Genomic DNA, 18,263 nt, shown 5'->3' with positions numbered 1-18,263 from the left:
ATTCACATTCAACAATGCGCAGTATGTGATTAATGATGCAAGGTTTATGAAAAAAAATATCTTTCTGGTTAGAACAGCATTCATTCTTGATTTCAATCAAGGTTATAAATCAGTGTTATCTTCTACTTTTGCCGCCTGATCATTATTAAACAATATATACTTATGTCACAGACAGCAAAATCGATCCGACCTTTCCTGGGAGCTAAAAATTTTGAATTATCCAGGCACTTTTATCAGGATTGGGGATTTGAGGAAACCGTGCTTTCGCCTGATCTTTCCGTGTTCAAGCTTGACCAGATAGCTTTTTATCTCCAGCGGGCTTACGTAAAAGACTGGATTGAAAATACCATGATCTTTTTAGAAGTAGAAAATGTAGAGCGTTACCACCAGGAATTATCAGCGATGGAACTGGTCAGTAAATATGGCGGAGTAAGATTATCACAGGTCCAGATAGAAGATTGGGGAAAAGAATGTTTTTTACATGATCCGTCTGGAATTCTTTGACACATTGGTGAATTTCACACAAAATGAGTTGAAATTTCATTCAGGTTTCAGACAAATCGCATATACTTACGAAGATTTTAGTAAGCCAATGCACCCACATGTTAAAAACTGACCTTGATAAAATCGGCAAATTTTCCCAGTGTGATTTCGACCGACTAACGAGATACCTCGTGCAAAGACAATTAGGAAAAAACGACATACTGCTTGACCAGGGTCAGATCTGCCACGCTGTTTATTTTATTTCATCGGGATCTGCCTACCAGTTCCGCTATGAAGATATTGAAGAAAAAGTAACGGATCTTCATCTTCAAAACGAGTGGTGTCTGAATTACTCGAGTTTTATTTCCCAGGCCCCTTCTCAAAATATTATTAAAACAAACTCGGAAACAACTGCGCTCGAGCTCAATGTGACGGCTATACATGAACTGATTGCTCAATCGCCGGTATTTCTCCAGCTGGGAAAAATTCTGGAAGGAGTAACAACCAGAACATATTGTCTGGACAACTCCATGTCGCCCTCAAAAAGATATAACGATCTGATTAAAAACCGCCCATTGGTTCTGCAGATGTTCCCCTTAAAACTCATTGCTTCGTATCTGAATATGACTCCGGAAACACTCAGCAGGGTCAGAAGCTGTTTTTAATAACCGGAATTTCTTGATTTGCATCAAGCTGCATCGCGCCACAGACCAGCCATATTTGTTTTCAAATTAACTGGTATCAAAATGCATAAGTCATTTACAAAAGTTTCCGGGGTCAGCCTTTGTTTTGGATCGCTTATTTCGGTCATTACCATGGTGCTTCATCCTGCTGGCGGAAGTGTTGAGCACATCATCAGAATCCAGCATGTCCTTATTTTTTCCCACGCACTAGGCATTGCATGCCTGCCTTTTATGGGCTTTGGCGCCTGGAGCTTGTCTTGTCTTCTGCAAACAGACAGCAAAATTTCCCTGCTTTCTCTATTTGTATTTTGTCTCGGTTTGGTTGCAGCCATGATAGCCGCTGCAGTCAATGGGCTGATCCTGCCACAATTCCTGTCTGATTTGACAGCCAGGCCAGTGGACAAGTCTATAGTCAATTCCATTGTCCGTTATGGTCATCACATCAATGTTTCCATGGCGAATATTTTCATTTCTGCTACCTGCATCTCGATATTAATCTGGTGTCTGCTGATCATCCAAACGCAGAGGCTTCCCAAGGCGGCAGGATATCTTGGTTTATCACTTTTGGGTTTTGGCTTAATTTGTATTCTGTCGAAGGCAAACTTTACCGATCTGTATGGCTTTAGAATTTTCGTAGCCGGACTGGCCACCTGGCTAACAACAACAGGTATCCGGATGATCATGAAAGGAAAATCAGAAAATAAATACGCTGGCAGCGAAGCTCCTAACTTGTAGTGCATTGAATTTCGCAGAATAAAAGAAAATAAATAGGAAATCTATCTCCTAAATGAATAAATGGTGAGAATTGAATTATTCACTTTTACTGAAAAGTATGTTACGAATCCAACTGAATTGTATGCAAATGTGTCACTGGAAGATAACTAAACACTTTTATTATGAGAGCTGCCTTATTTTTACCTTTCTTTTTGCTAGTGGTTCTTAATCTCATGAGCTGCAAAGTGAATCAGGATGAGCCGGCCATCGTAGGGCCCGAGCCGGAGCCGCGCGTTAATTATTTAGGCAGGGACAGCATTACAACGGGAAATTATAGGGGTATTGCCATTAATACATCCACCAACGAGACTTTTGAAATACTGGAAGGCTACCGGAAAAATAAGACTATCGTTTATCTGGGTGCAGTCAATAATTATTTTGCAGATGTCACTGACATGAAGGATCGTCTGCAGTTTTTCGACTGGCTGGTGCTCGACGAGACATTTGATACCCCAGATGGTGTGCAGCTTCAGCTTGCTTCTGGCAAGGTCAAAAGCATTCGTCTCAATAACGGGACACAGCTAAGCCAGTGGCCACAAGCAGCCGGTTCACAAAAGGCAATAGCAACTGACGATGCGTTGGAAGTCCTGTATGGAAAACTGGTTGTGCTGAGCAGCTCGCAAGACTACAAGCACAAATTCCAGCGCGTTGTATTAGGTGCAAAATATGAGTACGCCCTGTATGATCCCAAGAAGGCGGAATTGCCCTGGGCATTTATATATGACACACATGCGCAAGGCATTACAGAACAGGTACGTGTTTATTTTAAAGATAAAAAGGTTGATTACATCCTGGTAGACCGCTTTCAGCAATAGAGCTGGCATGAGCCAGTATTTCGATACTTTGCATCAGGTTTTCGTTCAGCGGCAACCTGATGCTTGAATCAAAATGCCGCTCACCGTCTGCTTGGCCCGTATTTGCGTGCGATCCGTCTGCCCTGCTCAACATATTCAACCAGCTCCTGACGTTTAAAATAAAGCCGCCCGTTTCGCTTATAATGGGATATTTTTCCGATATGACGGTAAACAGCCTGTTTACTCAGTCCCAGAAACCGGGCAGCTTCGGAGATACTTAGAAGTTCCGGCTGCTGTGTTTTGGTAGGATCAGGACTCAAATCGGTGTTTTCCATCAAAAGGACCAGCATCTGCTCAATCCTTGTCAGACGCTGAGCAAGAATATGAAACGGATTTATCTTTTCAAGCTCATCCATCGCTTTTCAGTGGTTTAGATTACCTTATCTCTAACCTGGTTTCGTCTCATTCTCCACAAGTGAAATAGATCTCACTTGGCCTGTTGCGGTTAAAGGAACGCTCATACCGTATATATCCATATTCGCTCAGCTCACCGACATACTTAAAATAAGTATCCCGGCAAGATAATTTGGCCAGCCCGATCATCTGATGGCTAAAAACCCGGATCGGGCTGCTGCGTCCCTGTGCATTCCAGTAATTGAGCAGCGATGCATACACGCCGATATGCGTGCTGCCAATCCTGGGGTCTTTTTCGATGGCTTTGAAAAAATCAGCCAGCGGGCTTAGTTCTGAAATTTCACTGGCTGACCGAGAGTCCTTTTCGTTTTCCGGCCTTGACCGAGGTGGCATCGTTTTCATTAGTTTCTGGCTTTAACTGCTGACCTTGCTTTTGAGTGGCGGTCTGTTTTTCTGCTTGTTTTTCCGTCAGGTCCTGACGGATACGCTGCGCATTACCATCGTAGACGGTAATGGATTTAAACTGTGGATTCGCTTCAATCATCCGTTTTTGCTCGGTGCCATTTTCGATGAATGTCACCGATTGTCGGTTGCCTTTATGGAGTGATTCTATCAGACGGCTTTTATCCTGCTCGTTGCCAAGCTCTTTGATCGGTAGTTTACCCAGCGCTTTTTCGAGCTCAAAACCGTAGTTCTGGTGAAATTGTTTAAGCTTATAATTGCCGTTATTGTCCGTGTTTTTAAAATCCATCTGGACCCAGGCATTGTAAAGCTGCCCTTCCTTATTAGTAAGATCTTTGTTCACCGCCCTGCCCTGCATCAGATTAAATGCTTCCTTTAAAGTGATGTTATTGTTTTTCTCAACATAAAAAGACTGGTTCATCTTCTCGGTCTGATCCTGCTTTTTGAGCGAAACCAGATAGCTGTTAAAAAAATACATATCACTGCTCGGCGATTTTTTAAAGTGCAGCGCTGTCGTGGTTTCATCCCTGCCGAAAGTATTCTGGTGCTGCAGGGTGAACTCCGGCGCCTGTCTTTTCATATTCTCTTTCAGCTGGCTTTCCAGCCCTTCACCAAACCCGGTATACTTGATCTGGTCTTTTAGATAATCAAAATTTTTCTGGTTCATGATTGTGTTTGTTTACAGGTTATCTGATTTTTATTCTGCCACAGCTCTGGCCCTCAGAAGGGTCTTGCCGGAAATGTCCAGCTCAAGATGACGCCCGCCGTTTTTTTCCATGAGCTCAATGGCCAGATATTTCTTGTCAGGGATCGTAAATTTGGGCAGCGCGTACACAAACGAGTGTGCCGATTCACCCGCGATTACCGCAGTGTCGCCTTTGATATACACGGGCCTGATCTCCAGCTGCTGCACTGCTGTTCGTTTCGCTCTTTTTTTGTCGCGGATAAAAAACCTGAGACTACCGATATCATAGCTAATCTGTGAGCTATTTGTCATTTCAAGTCGGTAAAACATCACCTCTTGATCTATGTAAATGCCATGCAGTGCCAGAGCCGAACCGGAGTTTTTGCCTTTGATGCTGCGTATATGCTTTGGCTGCGCTTTTACCCGGCCGGCTAACCTGCTGAGCTCAGCCTGGTTCGGCTGAAACTGATCAAGCGATGCATTGGGCCCTGAATTGGCCCCGGTGAATGCGATAGTAAGCTGTAAAGGCTCCGCGGCATAGTCCACCGTAAAACCATACAGCTTTCCATCCGAAGTGATCACGGTCAGACTGGTGCTGTGAAAATCAGCTACTTGGGCTTTGACCCGCAGAATATTGCTGACTCCTTTGGCCTTTTGCGCCAGAATATCGCGGCTCCCTTTATCAACACTGACGATATCATAAGGAAAAACAAGGTGCGTAGTCTTCAATGTGGTCAGCTCAAGTGGAAAAGGTTGGCTCACAAACATCTGCATGCTGTGATCCTGGGCAAATACCCTTGCAGTCTCCAGCAGAAGGATCAGTTGGAAGATCCATTTAAAAGGATGATACATAATGATTAGCTTTAATATTTTTGAAATGGATTAATTCAAGGTGACTAGCTGCTGGCATTTCCGTCTCTGAGAAGCACCTGGTAACCAGCTTTGACTGTCACCTGCAGCAGCCTGGCTTTTTTACCTATCAGCGTTTTCGCGGTCTGAATACCCGCGCTGGCCGCCTGTGCGCCCAGCGATGGATCAAGACTGCCGATGCTGATCCCTTGTATATCCTGGCTTAAAGACTGTTTGGCTACATCGCGCGCAATAGCGCCAGGGATATGAATGCCTGCAATCCCATCCAGATCATACACAGACAGCTTTACGGGAAAAAGATTGTTTTCATGGCGGACTGATTCAATGCGGATCACCAACCGCTCATTGTTCAGGTTTGCAATCCCGTAAACAAAGCTCTCTTTCGGGATCAGAACACCTGCTATATAAACATCCTGGGTCAATCTGAGCTTCACCGTTGAGCCGCTCACCACAGTCTGGGTCTGAGCGATCACAGCCGGGATTGCATTCTGATCAGCAGAGATAAGCGTTTCATCCAGACCAAAAAAACCATTTTGCTCAAAAGAAATGGATCTGACCGGATCCGCTTCCACAGAATCTTCGGTTGAATCAGTCGCAAGCAAACTCACCGGATCCGCGCCTGCCGCCTGCCGGACAGCAAATACCTGGCCTACGCTCTTCTCAGACTGCTCTTTGATCTTCTCTGAGTCCAGTTCCGGATTTTGGATCTGAATAATTTTATCAAGCATTCCACTGAGCTCTTTAAGTTCCGGGTCTTCATATACGTCCGGCGCGGAAGACTGCTGGTTCAGACCAGCCATGAGTGCTTCGAGCTTGTCGGCTGTTTCATTGCCGCTGTTGTCATCACCCCGCGGGGAATTTTCGCTTTTCATATCCTGCCTGCTGAATTCAGGCCGGCTCGTCTCACTAAGCACATCATCGAGCGCTTTGAGCTTTTTTAACACCTTCTCTTCACCAGCCTGCACAGAAGTCTTTCCCTGGTAATTTACCTGCCCCGCCTTTGCCTTAAAAGGTGCGCCAAGTCCTGCCAGCTGACCGGTTTGTAGCGAATCCTTATAACCGGGGCTGTCACTGCGGTAAGGGTCTTTACGGATCAGCTCACCAAGTTTGGCTGAATCCGCCGCTGCACGCTCATAGAAGCTTAATTTATTAACCTCTTTATCCTCTTTAAGCATCGCATCAGGAAGGCTCGTGATCAGACCCTGACTCTGCGTGGTCTGCTGCTGCTTTTTTGTTCCTTTCACAAAAAGCACCCAGTAGATCAAGGTAACAAAAGGCAAAACCAGCAAGGGAAGCATCATGTAAAACTTTCGCTGCTGTAAAAACCGGGCAGAATAAGCTGTGTTTTCCATCGTATTAATTGTTTATGGTTCGTGTATCATTAATGCTGTCGGTGAGAAATGCCTTTTCGAGACTATCCAGATAAAGTTCAAAATCTGTCTGATGCTGTAAATTTTCCTGCTGCGCGAATTGATCCGGCAATGTCGGTATTGAGATCCTGTCATAAACTGGCAGTACTGCTGTGGGCTGCTGGTCAATGATCAAAACAACCAGGCAAAACAGCACGCACGCACATCCCAGATTTGCAAGCGTCAGTTTCAGCAGTATTTTGGCAAAGCCGCCCGTACGAATACCTGCAAACATCACCCACCTACGCTGCAGGCTGGTTATCCTGGAAATAATACTTTGTGCTGCCCGCTTAAGTTTTCCAGGCGACTCGGGTGGTTTCTTATGGGCATTGAAGTTGTAGAACATGACTTATATCTTTAAAGATTAGAAAAACGGGCTTAGTCCGGCGCTGCGGTTACGGATACTGACATCCTTATTTTCCAGCGTCATCCACCGCTCGATCAGAAATCCGTGGGGATTGTGATCGCTTCGTGAAACGTTTCGAAGGTAGCCTTCTGTAACAAGGCTTCTTGTGACGATGCTCGTCGCCCGGATGATCTGCTGAGAAGCCGTGCAGCGGAAATAGTAGGGATACGCTTTTGTATTGACCGCTACACTGTCAATGACGATCTGCTGGCTGATATTGCCCGATATAATGCTGGTGTAAAAGCCGGATTCGCGCAGATTGTCATACTGCTTCTTTGCTGAAGCGTCTGCCAGATAAAGCGCTTTTACAACACTGGCCTGTATCGCTTTTTCATCCGGATCGAGCGTGAAGAAAAACCGGTGAAAACTCGCCACGTGATCTCTCGCCTCGACAGGAATGTTGTCGCGCCGATCAGAAGCGTATGCTTCAAGCACCTTTCCGTCTGCCAGAATATAAACCCGGCTGGCGCTCGCCTGGGTCATCTGATAGCTTTTGTAAACGGCAAAACAGCAGAAGGCAAAACTGGCGCATACAACCAGGAGCGTAAAAATCCGGATATGCCCGAACGCTCTTTCTATATCTTTCGCTTTTGAAAACATGATCTTTAAAGGTTAGGATTTTGATTCAGGTTTGGTCTCAGGCCTGGGGTAGCGGCCAAATCCGCCACCGGCTGGAAATGCCTTATTGCCTACTGCGACTGCCGTGGCAGCAAAAACGGACGTTACTTTATTAAGCAGCGCATTACCGCCACCAGCCTGGATAATGTAGCCAGCCACCGAAGGGACTGAGAAGTATCCGACAATGCCAATGATCAGAAAAATCAGATATCCCATATCCTGGGCGCTGAAAAAAGTATCGCCGCTGCCCTGAACTTGTCTGATATCCAGCGCAATCATTTTTTCCTGGACCTTTCCGATGATTGCTCCGAAAATATTGGCGACCGGGAGCCACAAAAACACATTGATATAGCGCGCAATCCAGGCAGTAAGCGTATGCTGAAAACCATCAAATACTGCAATGCCAAATACCATCGGCCCGATAATGGCCAGCACCACCAGCTGAAAGGTCCTGATCGTGTTGATACAAAGGGCTGCTGATTCAAAGATTACGCGCAGAATTTCTGAGAGCGCCGCCTTGATCGAATTACGAAAATTGTAAGACTGCTTGGCCATATAAAACTTGATATCATTACTGATCCCGTCTGTAAAACCTTCCGAATAATCATCGCCGTAGGTATACTTGATCCACTTCTCACGGCTGCCTTTCTGATCATCGCCTACATACATCTGCCAGAAATCAGAGCTTTTGATCGCATCTTCCTTCTTTTTTAAAAGTACAGCAATCGCTTTGTCTGAGTCTGTGACCATACTGGCCGTACCCCGGACAGTGGGCGAAAGAATGCCATTGATCATCGCGATCACAGAGGGGAAGATCAGAATCGCAAAACCCAGCGCAAAAGGTCGCAGCAGTGGATAAAAATCGATCGGTTCCGCGCTGGCAAGATGGCGCCAGATGCGGCTGCCGATATAAAAGATCGCCGCAAAACCCGCAATACCTCTTCCCACATTGATCAGCTTACTGCACAAAGGCAGCATTTCCTTGTAAAGCTCATCGAGCACACCGTTCAGACCCCGGATCTGCTGCTCATAACCCTGGGCCTGCGAATGCTCAGGCCATAATATTACCAGCACCACCAGTATGGTGATCATCAGATTCTTTTTCACACGCGTTGTAGTTTATGGTTTCAGATCGTACAGTTTTCGGGTAAGCTCAGTATCCGCTATCTCATCCTTCCGCTGCACGGCAAGCAGTGCCGCATTCGAATTGAAATGCCATAGAAATGAAAGCTGATCGGTCATATCCTGATAAATGCTGTCAATGACACTGAGCCTTTCATCATCGGAGGCCCTGAGCTTTTTTGCGGTCAGAACCATCGTGAGCGCATCCAGGTTTTTAAGGCTTCGCTCTGAGAGTCTGCTGTAAACCTGGGTGATGTAATCCAGCTCACTGGCTGAGAAGCTGCCCGAAGCGGCCAGCTTCTGATAAGCCGATTTGTATTCATTGATAATGGCCAGCTGGCATCCGATGATGCCCTGCACCCGGCTGTAATTTTTCACCGCGGGACTGACCTTCAACAAACCATCCAGAAAAGCTTCATGCAGTTTGAAATTTCCTTTGGAAAGATCGCGGATCGTACTGTATCCTTTAAAAAGGATTTCATAGCCTGTCTTAAGCTCTTTTAAGATCTTCCGAAGCTGATTGAGCTTCTCGATATTGAGCACCAGCTGGGTCACCTCGGCGGTCTGGGCGCTGAGAGGTAATGTCCCGCCAAGCAGCAACAGCAAACTTAAAACTGTCTTTTTCATACCCCGTTATTTTATGCCGTGCAAAGCGCGGCTGTTTTCAATGGCCGTTTTCTCATTTTCAATCTGTGAGCTCAGAAGCCTGGCCTGCTCGGCGAAGCTTTTTACAAACAGGTAATTATCCTGCATCTGATCACAAAGCAGATCAATCCTTTTGATCCTTTCATCGTCACTCATGGCCGTGTTGCCACTGCGCGCTACATCAAACATTGCGTAAAGAATCCCCTGACAATCATCGTAGACCAGACCCAGAACCTGCCGGATGTATCCCATCTGGCTCTGGGAGAACTGACCCCGCCCTGTCAGCTCCCCGGGCAGCTGCTCGCAGATCCGATTTATCTGCCCGTGCAGATCGGTGATCTGTTTTAGCCGTGGATGTGAGCCGGCAGCAGCACTAACGATCAGAAGCGAATCAAACCTGTTTTTATGTAGTCTGAATTCTGCTCTTTTAATCTCACCAATCGTTGTAAGCCCTTCTTTGGCGATTTTATAACCCTTTTCAGTCAGCTCCAGATATAGTTTCAGATGCGCGATCTGTTCGATCAGATACTCTTTCTGTGTTTTTTTCTGGCGAAACCACTCTTTGAACTTCTGGGCAAAACAGCTGTGGGTCGCCAGCATCAACACAAGTATGGTCACTGTCTTTCTCATCTGTGCCACGTTTATCTTAATCCTGGATTCCGTACAGCTCTTTTACCACCTTTGCATCGAATTCGCTTCTGGCTCTGGAAAGACTCAGCATCTGGTTTTGCCGGTTGAAGCTTACCAGCTCATCATGAACCTTGTCAACTTGTCTGGCCACCCGGTCAATCATTTCAAGTCTTTTCACGTCACTCATCTGTGTGCTGAAAGATTTTACCACACTAGTGAGCATATCCACGTTTTTTGCCGTTTCTTCCAGCATACCCGCGTACACTTTCTGCATGTAGATTAGCTCCCCATAACTGAAATGTCGGTCATTCTGAAACAGCTTCCATGCCTTTTGGTACTGCTGCACGATCTGCAGCTGTTTTTCTGCAATCTGTTTGACGCGGAAATAATAAGCGATAACCGCTTTGACCTTTTTGAGCTCATCGTAGTACTCTTTGTAAAGGTCCCGCTGTTTTTTGACCCAACTCGTGATCTCGTCCAGGTGCATTTTGGCCATTGTATTCTCCAGGGCCTTCTGCGCATTCTGTAATTTAATGACCGCATTCTGCCTTCTTTGTATAAGAAGATCGACCGCTTTGACCACCTTCTTTATAGCGGCTTTGATGATCGCAGCCCACGGCCCTGCGGCCTGCGCGGTCTGCACAGGGGTAAGCACCGCAAGGCTCAGAATCATAAAGAACACCATCTGCTTTTTCATTTTTTCTGTGATCTGATTTCGTTTGCCAGCGCGGCAATACCTTTTTTTATACTTCCGTATCTGCGGGCATATTCGCCTACTTTCATCTTTTCGGTTTCCTCGGTCGTGTAGGCGTAATACTCCTCGGTGCTTACTTCGGTGCGGTAAACCTTCGAGAGCATTCCGCCCAGGCTGATAAAAACCTCCTTGTATTTTCTAAGCGGATCATTGGCTTTGTTGACCGATAGTACCAGAGCCTTCTCCTTTTCAGTGAGCCCCAAAAGCTCTTGGATCTGATCAAACTTGTTCTGATATTTGCTCTGATCCAAAAGGATTTTGCAGTCTGAGTTATTGATAATGGCCTGTTTAACCACCGGCGATGAGATAATATCTTCGACTTCCTGGGTAACGACAATCGCTTCACCAAAAAACTTTCTAACCGTCTTAAAAAGATAACGGATGTATTCTGCCATCCCTTCTTTGGCGATTGCTTTCCATGCTTCTTCTATGAGTATTATTTTTCTGATCCCTTTCAGCTTTCTCATCTTGGAGATAAACACCTCCATAATAATGATGGTGATCACCGGAAAAAGGATCGGATGATCTTTCACAGCATCTAGCTCAAAGACAATAAACCGCTGGTTTTGAAGATCCAGATTCTCTTTGGCATTTAAAAGATAATCAAACTCTCCGCCCTGGTAATAGGGCCTTAACACATACAAGAAATTGGCAACATCAAAATCCCTGTCCTTGACCTGATCCTTTTGCAATACATCTACAAAGACGTCCCTGAGAAAATCATAAAAGGAATTAAAGGATGCGAAAACCTGCTGATGCTCCTGCAAAAAATCATAATAAAGTGTCAGCGCGTTTGAAAGCGCCACGTATTCACTTCTTTTAAAAACCTCATTATCTTTTTTCCACAGAGCCAAAAGAAGCGTTTTGATACTTTCCTTTTTTTCCGTGTCTGGCTTGCTTCCGCCTTCAATGTAGAAAGGGTTGAAGCGGATCGGATGCTTTTCATCATAGGTAAAATAATAGCCTTCCACCAGATCACAGAGCCCTTTATAAGAATGTCCCACATCCACCAGCACCACATGTGCACCCTGCTCGTAATAGGAACGGACCATGTGGTTGGTAAAAAATGATTTCCCACTGCCCGAGGGGCCCAGAATGAATTTATTACGATTCGTGCAGATTCCCTGCCGGATCGGCTCATCGCTGATATCGACGTGCACGGGTTTTCCTGTCAGTCTGTCACCGAGCCTGATGCCTACCGGACTGATCGAGGACACATAACCGGTTTCCAGATTCAGAAAACAGCAGGCCTGCTCACTGAAAGTATCAAAGGCCTCGTTCATGGGAAAATCAGCTTCATTGCCAGGAATACCTGCCCAGAAAATCTGCGGGGCACCACTTGTTTCCAGTTTTACCGAAGCATCGATCTGCGCAAGGGCCGAGGATACCATACTTTTGATCTGCTGCAATTCAGCGCGTTTATCCGTCCAGGCCAGCACATTGAAATGCGCCTTGACCGGCAGGCGCTGTTCTTTGATCGCCTCATTCAAAAACTCGTTGGCCGCATCCAGCGCCAGCGAATTTTCCCTGGCATAAACCGATAGCGACTGAAGCCTGAGTCTTTTGCTTTCCAGCCGTTTGATCGCTGCTGCGCTGTCTTCAATAAATACATACTGGTTGTATATATGGTTGCAAGACAAGAGCTGCCCAAGCGTCGAGGCGAAACCAACACTGAATTTGGTCTTATCGGTCGAATACTTCTCGTAGGTATTTGCCGCAGCACACTGACCCGGAAGATCAGCCGTATCGGCCAGGCTGTAAAGCTGGCAGTACTGCTCCCCTATTCTGATGCCGTCTTTAAACTCCATGTCGCGGATCATTGCAGCATTCTGATCAGTGGCCAGATAACAGTACCTTTCAATCAGCCCGGCTTTTTTCGCCTGGCTTAATAGTGCATTGTCGCCCAGCTGATGAAGCGTTACAAAGCCACTGTCCTGCAGAACCCTTCTGAACTGATCGGCTGCGTCAATAAAATCCTGGTGTGCTACTGCATCCAGCGTGTCCTGTGGCACCAGCGTAGGCCGGATCAGATTCGAGAAAAGCGAGCTTGATACCCTGCGACCTTTGGGCTTGCGCGTCAGCATCACATAACAGCTGTGGGCCAGATACGGCCGCTCAGTAAAAAAGCGTTCACTGCTCAAAGACAAAAAACTGGTATCTTCCCCGCTAAAATCAGGCTTGTAGCGGCTGTCAATAAAATAGTCCTGTTTATGGAAAACACTACCCGAAGGTAGCATCTTCAAGGCTTTCACCCAGCTTTGATGCAGCGCATCATAATCCTTATCAGACAAACTAAAAATCTCAGGAAGCTCCACCTGAAAGACCACGGTTACATCTCCCTGTTTAGAGAGGATACAGCCATTTTCCACATCAAGTATCGGAAGTAAATCATCAATCAACTTTTCCATTCTGCACACTCATTTAATCGTGAACAATCCACATTTTTCACTTCCTGACAGAGCCTGTCATCTTTCTGTTTTGCATAAAAATTCTTCGCGAATTCGATTTGACGACAACAGGAATATTTCGTCTGGCAAGCGCTTTGAGAAGTCCATGCTCGCCATAGGTACTGCTCAGATGATAGATTCCGATCAGAAGCAGGCCACCCAGACAAATTATTATGGCCAGACTGATGTAGGTGTTGACCCCTGCCATATACATCACCGCGTAAATGATCAAAAGCGCAAACATACCCCCGCCCATATACCAGATGTACTGCGCTTTCAGGCCCTTGAAGACGATGCTCTGATTGACCCCCTTATTGATCGCGTAGCGATTTCTTGCCATGGTTGAACTGATTTAAAATTTTACTTTTCAACACCTTTCAACTGAAATTAACTTCATTCTTTACAGTACCGGTTTAAGCTATACGTACTAGCCAAGTTCTTAAATGTGGCGATGATCTGACAGCACTATTTGCATTTGCCCTTCCCGTTGTCAACCCATAATTTACCGGCAACCTCGCTCCCCATTACTTCTAATCACATCACAATTCACAGCGAGCATATTTGCTGGTGTTATTTTAGATCTGGCGGGGCCGCTGTGGCCCCTTTGCCAGATCCATACCTATCAGTCTGCTTGCCAGCAAAGCCCTATATTCCTACCCGTAGCAAACTTTCTCTCAAAGAAATATTCTTTGTAAAGTCCTCCGGGATGGCAGTGGATATAAATCCGGTGGCTTGTGGTCAGTGGCTTTCTGATATGTATATTTTCATTGCAATCAATGCTTTTACAATCCGAAGAACGATTGCAAAACGGTCGCTACCACCACCAGAAAAATGCAGCTTCCAAACCAGGCGGCAGCTACTTTGCCAGTATCCTGATCACCCGCATTCCATTTCTGAAATACTTTGACAGCACCCACAAGACCCAGCACAGCACCTATGGCATACATCAGATTCGTACCCGGCTCAAAGTAAGATCGTACCTGCGTGTTGGCTTCTTCGATCCCGGCCGCCCCGTCCTGCGAGAATGCTGCTGCTGCTGTCATTGCAGCTGCTGCCGTCAACAGCAAATGCCGTTTGACTTTTAAAATCATAACCCTGCTTTTCATACCACACATATTTAAAAGTTGAACATGCTTGTTTTCATGGTTTGCCGGCAGCTTTCCGCCAGAGTGGCGGAAAGTCTGACCCGGTCAAACACACAGCCCCACTACACCCTATTCCATATCGCCGCTTTATCCTCTTCACCCAGGTGTATGGAGCCGTACTTTGCGCATTCAGTCTCAATGCATTCATTGATAGCAGACTGAAATTGCGTACCTTCTAAATCCACGTAATCTCTTATCGTCATCTGCAGCAGCAGTATCAGCTCCTGCTTGTCGTAATCCTTTTCATGCGCTTCTTCAATCAGATACGTAAGGTGCTCTGCCAGGCTCTGTTCCTGTCCATGTAAGACCCTGTTTTTCCAAAGACTAACCGGCGGAAAGATCTTTTTTGATCCACCAAGCGGCTGATCAGATGTCTGTGAATAATCGATCTGCTGCTGCTCGCTTTGTGCTAACGGCTCGTTTGTTTCTTTCCAGGGCTCTACCAGCTTAGTCTTCAGACTCCGCCGGGAACTGATCCTTACTGTGATTTCCCGGCGGTAAAATCTGGCAACAGCAAACAGGTAATAACCTGCGATCACAGGGCCTGCCACGTAGACATATACGGCCCAGGGGTTGGTCGTAAACATAAAACTGTATAGTTTATGGTTTTTTAAATCCAGAATCATATCCATTGCTGCGCTGATCCTGATTGATGGCTACAAAGTAAGCGCAGCGGCTCACGCTGCAAAAGCGCAACTTTTCCTGCTCCCCCCTTGCGCCTGCCGGTTTGATGCAATAACCTTCTGATTATCAATAGAAAATAAATCAATATTTTTTCAATCAGCACTGCTTTTAGGCCAAAAGACTGAGAAAGTTGCTCCGGTAGCTTTTACTAAGCAATTGAAATACAATCAATTATAAAAGACACATTGAATTTCATGCCGGAATTGCTGCCTCTTTCAGCGAAAAAATCTCTTATCCGGCCCTGTTTTAACCAAAATCACACCCTTTTCAAACCTGTAAACACATCAAAATCCTCAACCCACTATACGTTGACTGTCTGACCTTGCGATAAATACCGGAATCAAAATAATTTTCTATGTAGCCGATTTCGAAAAAAACAACCCTTAGTTTGAGCTCTACTTACCATTCACATAAACTTATCTAACTATGAACATTGATTTTACCAAAGCAAGCTTCCGGGATTTTGAAAACATTCCCGGTCTGGATGCCATTGCAAGAGCAGAAGTATTTTACGACTTTCTAGGGTTCATGAAAAACAGCGGTCACATGAACTACCGCCTGGTCAATCAGTCCGGGTGCGGGCCTGAGATGGATGTGCTCACACCGCAAAGCGGCGGTTCCCCAGGCAGATATGTAAGTTTTGTTTCCAATGATTATCTGGGCTTTACACAGCATCCGCTGGTTAAAAAAGCGGTGATAGGTGCCATAGAAAACTACGGTACGGGCGCGGGCGCATCGCCGCTGATCGGAGGACATTTTAGTTTTCACCAGCAGCTTGAAGAAAAAATAGCCGCATTTTTCGGACGAAGCACTGATTCAGCCGTGATCTATACGACCGGCTATACTGCCAACAGCGCCTCACTACAAAGCCTGCTTTTAAAAGAAGACATCGCCATTGTGGACACCGCGGTACATGCAAGTGTCTACGAAGGGTGTCTTCTGACCAACCGGAAAAGTTTTCTGCATAATGACATTGAATCTCTGGAGCGGATTCTGAAAGACGCGCAAAGCCGCTACCGGACTAAAATGGTGATCATCGATGGCGTGTATTCCCAGGATGGCGACATAGCGCCGCTTGACAAGATCCGGGAGCTGACCCGCCGCTATGGAGCGTATCTGATGGTCGATGACGCGCACGGCATTGGAGTCCTGGGCAAGACAGGCCGCGGAGCTATGGAGCTTTACGGGATTATGGACCAGGTGGACTTTATTACCGGCACTTTCAGTAAAACCTTTGCCGGACTCGGCGGTTATGTGATCGCTCCACCCAAGGTAGCGGCTTTCCTTAAATTTCAATCCCGGCAGCATATCTTCTCGGCAACTTCCACACCTGCGGTAGCAGGCGTCATCAAGGCAATTGAGCTCATTGATCAGGAGCCGCACTGGAGAGCTAAACTTGCAGAGAACATTGCTTATTTCAAAAACGGACTGATCAGTCTGGGTATGGATGTGGGTAGCACGCAGTCTGCGATCATACCGGTCAAGATAGGAAATCCACATAAAACTTCTGATACCGGGACTATGCTGTTAAAGGCTGGGATCTACACCAACCCGATTCTTTATCCGGCCGTGGCAAAAAAGAACGCGCGCATCAGAATGAGTCTGATGGCTACTCATACCAGAGAACACCTGGACAAAGCACTGAATGCTTTTGAGGATATTGACAAGGTGCTTAAAATCTCAATAAATTAAAGCACCAATTCTTAATGATAAAGATAAGCCTGGAAGTTCCGCTAAAAACATAGGCATGAAATCAAATTCTGTAAAATTTCTGTCAACGCCTACTTTGCAGATACAGTCTATGGTAGCCAGGTTCAACTGAATTTCAGAGGTAGTCTTTGAGCATCCAATGGTCAGAGACTACTCCTGAGCCCAGGTTTCCTCTATTTAATAAGGCCTGCCGACTGCCGACTACTTATTTAGCAGCATTTAATTCATTCAGTATCAAGGATTGTAATTCCGCTTTTGGTAACAGAAGCTGATACTCTGCTACACCTATGGGTTTATTAATATCCTGCAAAGCTATTTCTACATCAAGGTGGTCTTTATCCGCGCAGAGAATGATGCCAATGGATGAGTTTTCGTTTTCACTTTTTTCCAGCCGGTCGAGCAGCGACAGGTACAGATTCATTTTTCCCACATATTCCGCTTTAAAACTTCCGATTTTAAGATCGATTGCCACCAGGCTACGAAGACCTCTGTGAAAGAAAAGCATGTCTACAAAATATTCCTTGGCATTGTACTCCAGGCGGTACTGGTTGCCTATAAAGCTAAATCCTTTACCCAATTCCAATATAAAGGATCTGATCTTGGCAATAAGCCTGTTTTCTAATTCCAGCTCTTTGACAGGTTCGGTAATACCCAAAAACCCCAGATTGTAGGTGCTCCTAAAAACTTCATTGGCATATTCAGCATGTGCCTCGAGAAGCGTATGATCAAAATTATGCGTTTTGATCTGCTTTTGTGCCTGGCTATAACTGTCCATCTTGATGGCATTGAGTAGCAAATCTCTGGACCAGCCTTTTGTAAGAGTTTCGTTTGCATAGAATCGGGCTGCTTCCAAAGACTGCAACTTGTCCATCAATAGTAGGTTATGTCCCCAAGGCAAAACTGCTACAGCTTGTAGCAGTTTTGTATCTGCCTGATAATAACGCTCATAAAAGCGTTTCATATTCCAAAGGTTTCTCGGAGACAAGCCCATATCCGGAAACTCGTTTTTCAGGTCTATGGATAATTGTTTCACAACGCCGCTGCCATATCCTTCCTCCAATTGCTTTTCAGAGAGTAATTTTCCCAGACTCCAATAAATGGACTGTGTACTACTGTTTACCTGTTTGGCAATTACAAAACGAGCCGTACGGATCTGGTTAATCGCCTGCCTTAATATTTCTCCATATTCCGCATCGTCCAGATGCGGTGCTGTTGGTTTGTCGTTGCTCATACGCTGCTAATCTTAATATCTTATGTCATTCGGCTATTTTTCAATGGGACAAGATCTTTGGTCAATACCAGCTTTTCTGCCCGTAATTCCTTCCGGTTTAAGTCAAGGAATACCAAAAGGTCTGTGAGTTTTCTTCCTCAAAGATCATTCAAGGAAGTCAAAAGTAAAAGTTTATCGTAAATCAGCATTCTAACTCAAATTAAGAACGGTTTCCATCCGCGTTAAATTTAACAATTACTTGCCAGTACACCAGCACAGCTTTCTAAATGAAACGCTTGACTTCAAATAATAAACAAT

General features: G+C 45.6%; 21 protein-coding genes. 5 read left to right on the top strand and 16 right to left on the bottom strand.

Features of this window, described 5'->3' with window-relative positions; translation table 11 throughout:
• Positions 1-162 precede the first annotated feature (162 nt).
• The 4 genes from E0F88_RS19490 (at position 163) to E0F88_RS19475 (ending at position 2,755) form a co-directional block, all read left to right on the top strand.
• Positions 163-504, top strand: coding sequence for a VOC family protein (locus E0F88_RS19490; RefSeq protein WP_131959957.1), 342 nt, complete (start codon positions 163-165; stop codon positions 502-504).
• 170 nt (positions 505-674) lie between these two features.
• Complete coding sequence (locus E0F88_RS19485) at positions 675-1,148, top strand: Crp/Fnr family transcriptional regulator (RefSeq protein ID WP_165940111.1); 474 nt, start codon at positions 675-677, stop codon at positions 1,146-1,148.
• Positions 1,149-1,229: 81 nt separating this feature from the next.
• On the top strand, positions 1,230-1,901 hold the full coding sequence (locus tag E0F88_RS19480; RefSeq protein WP_131959955.1) for a hypothetical protein: 672 nt from the start codon (positions 1,230-1,232) through the stop codon (positions 1,899-1,901).
• A 161-nt stretch (positions 1,902-2,062) separates the two neighbouring features.
• On the top strand, positions 2,063-2,755 hold the full coding sequence (locus E0F88_RS19475) for a hypothetical protein (protein ID WP_131959954.1): 693 nt from the start codon (positions 2,063-2,065) through the stop codon (positions 2,753-2,755).
• An 80-nt stretch (positions 2,756-2,835) separates the two neighbouring features.
• On the opposite strand, the gene E0F88_RS19470 is transcribed toward E0F88_RS19475, so the two are convergent.
• The 15 genes from E0F88_RS19470 to E0F88_RS19400 form a co-directional block, all read right to left on the bottom strand.
• Entirely contained in the window at positions 2,836-3,150 is a 315-nt protein-coding gene (locus tag E0F88_RS19470; RefSeq protein ID WP_131959953.1) for a helix-turn-helix domain-containing protein, read from the bottom strand.
• A 46-nt stretch (positions 3,151-3,196) separates the two neighbouring features.
• Entirely contained in the window at positions 3,197-3,550 is a 354-nt protein-coding gene (locus E0F88_RS19465; RefSeq protein ID WP_220466339.1) for a hypothetical protein, read from the bottom strand.
• The gene (locus E0F88_RS19460; RefSeq protein WP_131959952.1) at positions 3,489-4,277 is read right to left on the bottom strand and encodes a hypothetical protein; all 789 of its coding nucleotides are present in this window, start codon (positions 4,275-4,277) and stop codon (positions 3,489-3,491) included. Before E0F88_RS19460 ends, E0F88_RS19465 begins: the two co-directional genes overlap by 62 nt.
• 30 nt (positions 4,278-4,307) lie before the next feature.
• The gene (gene traN / locus E0F88_RS19455) at positions 4,308-5,147 is read right to left on the bottom strand and encodes a conjugative transposon protein TraN (protein ID WP_131959951.1); all 840 of its coding nucleotides are present in this window, start codon (positions 5,145-5,147) and stop codon (positions 4,308-4,310) included.
• Between the two features lie 44 nt (positions 5,148-5,191).
• Positions 5,192-6,517, bottom strand: coding sequence for a conjugative transposon protein TraM (gene traM / locus E0F88_RS19450; protein WP_131959950.1), 1,326 nt, complete (start codon positions 6,515-6,517; stop codon positions 5,192-5,194).
• A 4-nt stretch (positions 6,518-6,521) separates the two neighbouring features.
• The gene (locus E0F88_RS19445; protein WP_131959949.1) at positions 6,522-6,920 is read right to left on the bottom strand and encodes a hypothetical protein; all 399 of its coding nucleotides are present in this window, start codon (positions 6,918-6,920) and stop codon (positions 6,522-6,524) included.
• An 18-nt stretch (positions 6,921-6,938) separates the two neighbouring features.
• Positions 6,939-7,580, bottom strand: a complete 642-nt coding sequence (gene traK / locus E0F88_RS19440) for a conjugative transposon protein TraK (RefSeq protein WP_131959948.1) — start codon at positions 7,578-7,580, stop codon at positions 6,939-6,941.
• A gap of 12 nt (positions 7,581-7,592) precedes the next feature.
• Positions 7,593-8,705, bottom strand: coding sequence for a conjugative transposon protein TraJ (gene traJ, locus E0F88_RS19435; RefSeq protein ID WP_229213832.1), 1,113 nt, complete (start codon positions 8,703-8,705; stop codon positions 7,593-7,595).
• A 12-nt stretch (positions 8,706-8,717) separates the two neighbouring features.
• Positions 8,718-9,347, bottom strand: coding sequence for a TerB family tellurite resistance protein (locus E0F88_RS19430; protein ID WP_131959947.1), 630 nt, complete (start codon positions 9,345-9,347; stop codon positions 8,718-8,720).
• 6 nt (positions 9,348-9,353) lie between these two features.
• Positions 9,354-9,995: a hypothetical protein gene (locus E0F88_RS19425; protein ID WP_131959946.1), complete on the bottom strand. Its 642-nt coding sequence runs from the start codon at positions 9,993-9,995 to the stop codon at positions 9,354-9,356.
• Between the two features lie 16 nt (positions 9,996-10,011).
• Positions 10,012-10,692 carry a conjugal transfer protein TraI gene (locus E0F88_RS19420; RefSeq protein ID WP_131959945.1) on the bottom strand — a complete coding sequence of 227 codons (681 nt, stop codon included), beginning with the start codon at positions 10,690-10,692 and terminating at the stop codon, positions 10,012-10,014.
• On the bottom strand, positions 10,689-13,157 hold the full coding sequence (locus tag E0F88_RS19415) for a TraG family conjugative transposon ATPase (RefSeq protein ID WP_131959944.1): 2,469 nt from the start codon (positions 13,155-13,157) through the stop codon (positions 10,689-10,691). The genes E0F88_RS19420 and E0F88_RS19415 overlap by 4 nt, the downstream gene beginning before the upstream one ends.
• A gap of 37 nt (positions 13,158-13,194) precedes the next feature.
• Positions 13,195-13,536, bottom strand: coding sequence for a DUF4133 domain-containing protein (locus E0F88_RS19410; RefSeq protein WP_131959943.1), 342 nt, complete (start codon positions 13,534-13,536; stop codon positions 13,195-13,197).
• 442 nt (positions 13,537-13,978) lie between these two features.
• A complete protein-coding gene (locus E0F88_RS19405) occupies positions 13,979-14,302 on the bottom strand; it encodes a DUF4134 domain-containing protein (RefSeq protein WP_439581027.1) in 324 nt (107 codons plus the stop codon).
• A gap of 101 nt (positions 14,303-14,403) precedes the next feature.
• Positions 14,404-14,928, bottom strand: a complete 525-nt coding sequence (locus E0F88_RS19400) for a hypothetical protein (protein ID WP_131959942.1) — start codon at positions 14,926-14,928, stop codon at positions 14,404-14,406.
• A gap of 523 nt (positions 14,929-15,451) precedes the next feature.
• On the opposite strand from E0F88_RS19400, the gene E0F88_RS19395 reads away from it, so the two are divergent.
• Positions 15,452-16,717 (top strand): aminotransferase class I/II-fold pyridoxal phosphate-dependent enzyme, encoded by a 1,266-nt coding sequence (locus E0F88_RS19395; protein WP_131959941.1) that lies wholly within the window; start codon positions 15,452-15,454, stop codon positions 16,715-16,717.
• 223 nt (positions 16,718-16,940) lie between these two features.
• Here the strand turns inward: E0F88_RS19395 and E0F88_RS19390 are convergent, their stop codons facing one another.
• Complete coding sequence (locus E0F88_RS19390; protein ID WP_131959940.1) at positions 16,941-17,966, bottom strand: PDDEXK nuclease domain-containing protein; 1,026 nt, start codon at positions 17,964-17,966, stop codon at positions 16,941-16,943.
• Between the last annotated feature and the right edge of the window lie 297 nt (positions 17,967-18,263).

Source organism: Dyadobacter psychrotolerans (assembly GCF_004349265.1).
GTDB lineage: Bacteria > Bacteroidota > Bacteroidia > Cytophagales > Spirosomataceae > Dyadobacter > Dyadobacter psychrotolerans.
The sequence above is the reverse complement of the archived record's forward strand: the minus strand, read 5'-3'. Positions and strand labels throughout refer to the sequence as shown.

Bases quoted from the DNA above. Each gene is read 5' to 3' on its own strand.
- E0F88_RS19405 (WP_439581027.1), bottom strand. From the start codon at position 14,302: ATGAAAAGCAGGGTTATGATTTTAAAAGTCAAACGGCATTTGCTGTTG.
- E0F88_RS19430 (WP_131959947.1), bottom strand. From the start codon at position 9,347: ATGAAAAAGACAGTTTTAAGTTTGCTGTTGCTGCTTGGCGGGACATTA.
- E0F88_RS19400 (WP_131959942.1), bottom strand. From the start codon at position 14,928: ATGTTTACGACCAACCCCTGGGCCGTATATGTCTACGTGGCAGGCCCT.
- E0F88_RS19475 (WP_131959954.1), top strand. From the start codon at position 2,063: ATGAGAGCTGCCTTATTTTTACCTTTCTTTTTGCTAGTGGTTCTTAAT.
- E0F88_RS19445 (WP_131959949.1), bottom strand. From the start codon at position 6,920: ATGTTCTACAACTTCAATGCCCATAAGAAACCACCCGAGTCGCCTGGA.
- E0F88_RS19470 (WP_131959953.1), bottom strand. From the start codon at position 3,150: ATGGATGAGCTTGAAAAGATAAATCCGTTTCATATTCTTGCTCAGCGT.
- E0F88_RS19420 (WP_131959945.1), bottom strand. From the start codon at position 10,692: ATGAAAAAGCAGATGGTGTTCTTTATGATTCTGAGCCTTGCGGTGCTT.
- E0F88_RS19410 (WP_131959943.1), bottom strand. From the start codon at position 13,536: ATGGCAAGAAATCGCTACGCGATCAATAAGGGGGTCAATCAGAGCATC.
- E0F88_RS19465 (WP_220466339.1), bottom strand. From the start codon at position 3,550: ATGAAAACGATGCCACCTCGGTCAAGGCCGGAAAACGAAAAGGACTCT.
- traM (WP_131959950.1), bottom strand. From the start codon at position 6,517: ATGGAAAACACAGCTTATTCTGCCCGGTTTTTACAGCAGCGAAAGTTT.
- traK (WP_131959948.1), bottom strand. From the start codon at position 7,580: ATGTTTTCAAAAGCGAAAGATATAGAAAGAGCGTTCGGGCATATCCGG.
- E0F88_RS19395 (WP_131959941.1), top strand. From the start codon at position 15,452: ATGAACATTGATTTTACCAAAGCAAGCTTCCGGGATTTTGAAAACATT.
- E0F88_RS19480 (WP_131959955.1), top strand. From the start codon at position 1,230: ATGCATAAGTCATTTACAAAAGTTTCCGGGGTCAGCCTTTGTTTTGGA.
- traN (WP_131959951.1), bottom strand. From the start codon at position 5,147: ATGTATCATCCTTTTAAATGGATCTTCCAACTGATCCTTCTGCTGGAG.
- E0F88_RS19390 (WP_131959940.1), bottom strand. From the start codon at position 17,966: ATGAGCAACGACAAACCAACAGCACCGCATCTGGACGATGCGGAATAT.
- E0F88_RS19460 (WP_131959952.1), bottom strand. From the start codon at position 4,277: ATGAACCAGAAAAATTTTGATTATCTAAAAGACCAGATCAAGTATACC.
- E0F88_RS19490 (WP_131959957.1), top strand. From the start codon at position 163: ATGTCACAGACAGCAAAATCGATCCGACCTTTCCTGGGAGCTAAAAAT.
- E0F88_RS19415 (WP_131959944.1), bottom strand. From the start codon at position 13,157: ATGGAAAAGTTGATTGATGATTTACTTCCGATACTTGATGTGGAAAAT.
- E0F88_RS19425 (WP_131959946.1), bottom strand. From the start codon at position 9,995: ATGAGAAAGACAGTGACCATACTTGTGTTGATGCTGGCGACCCACAGC.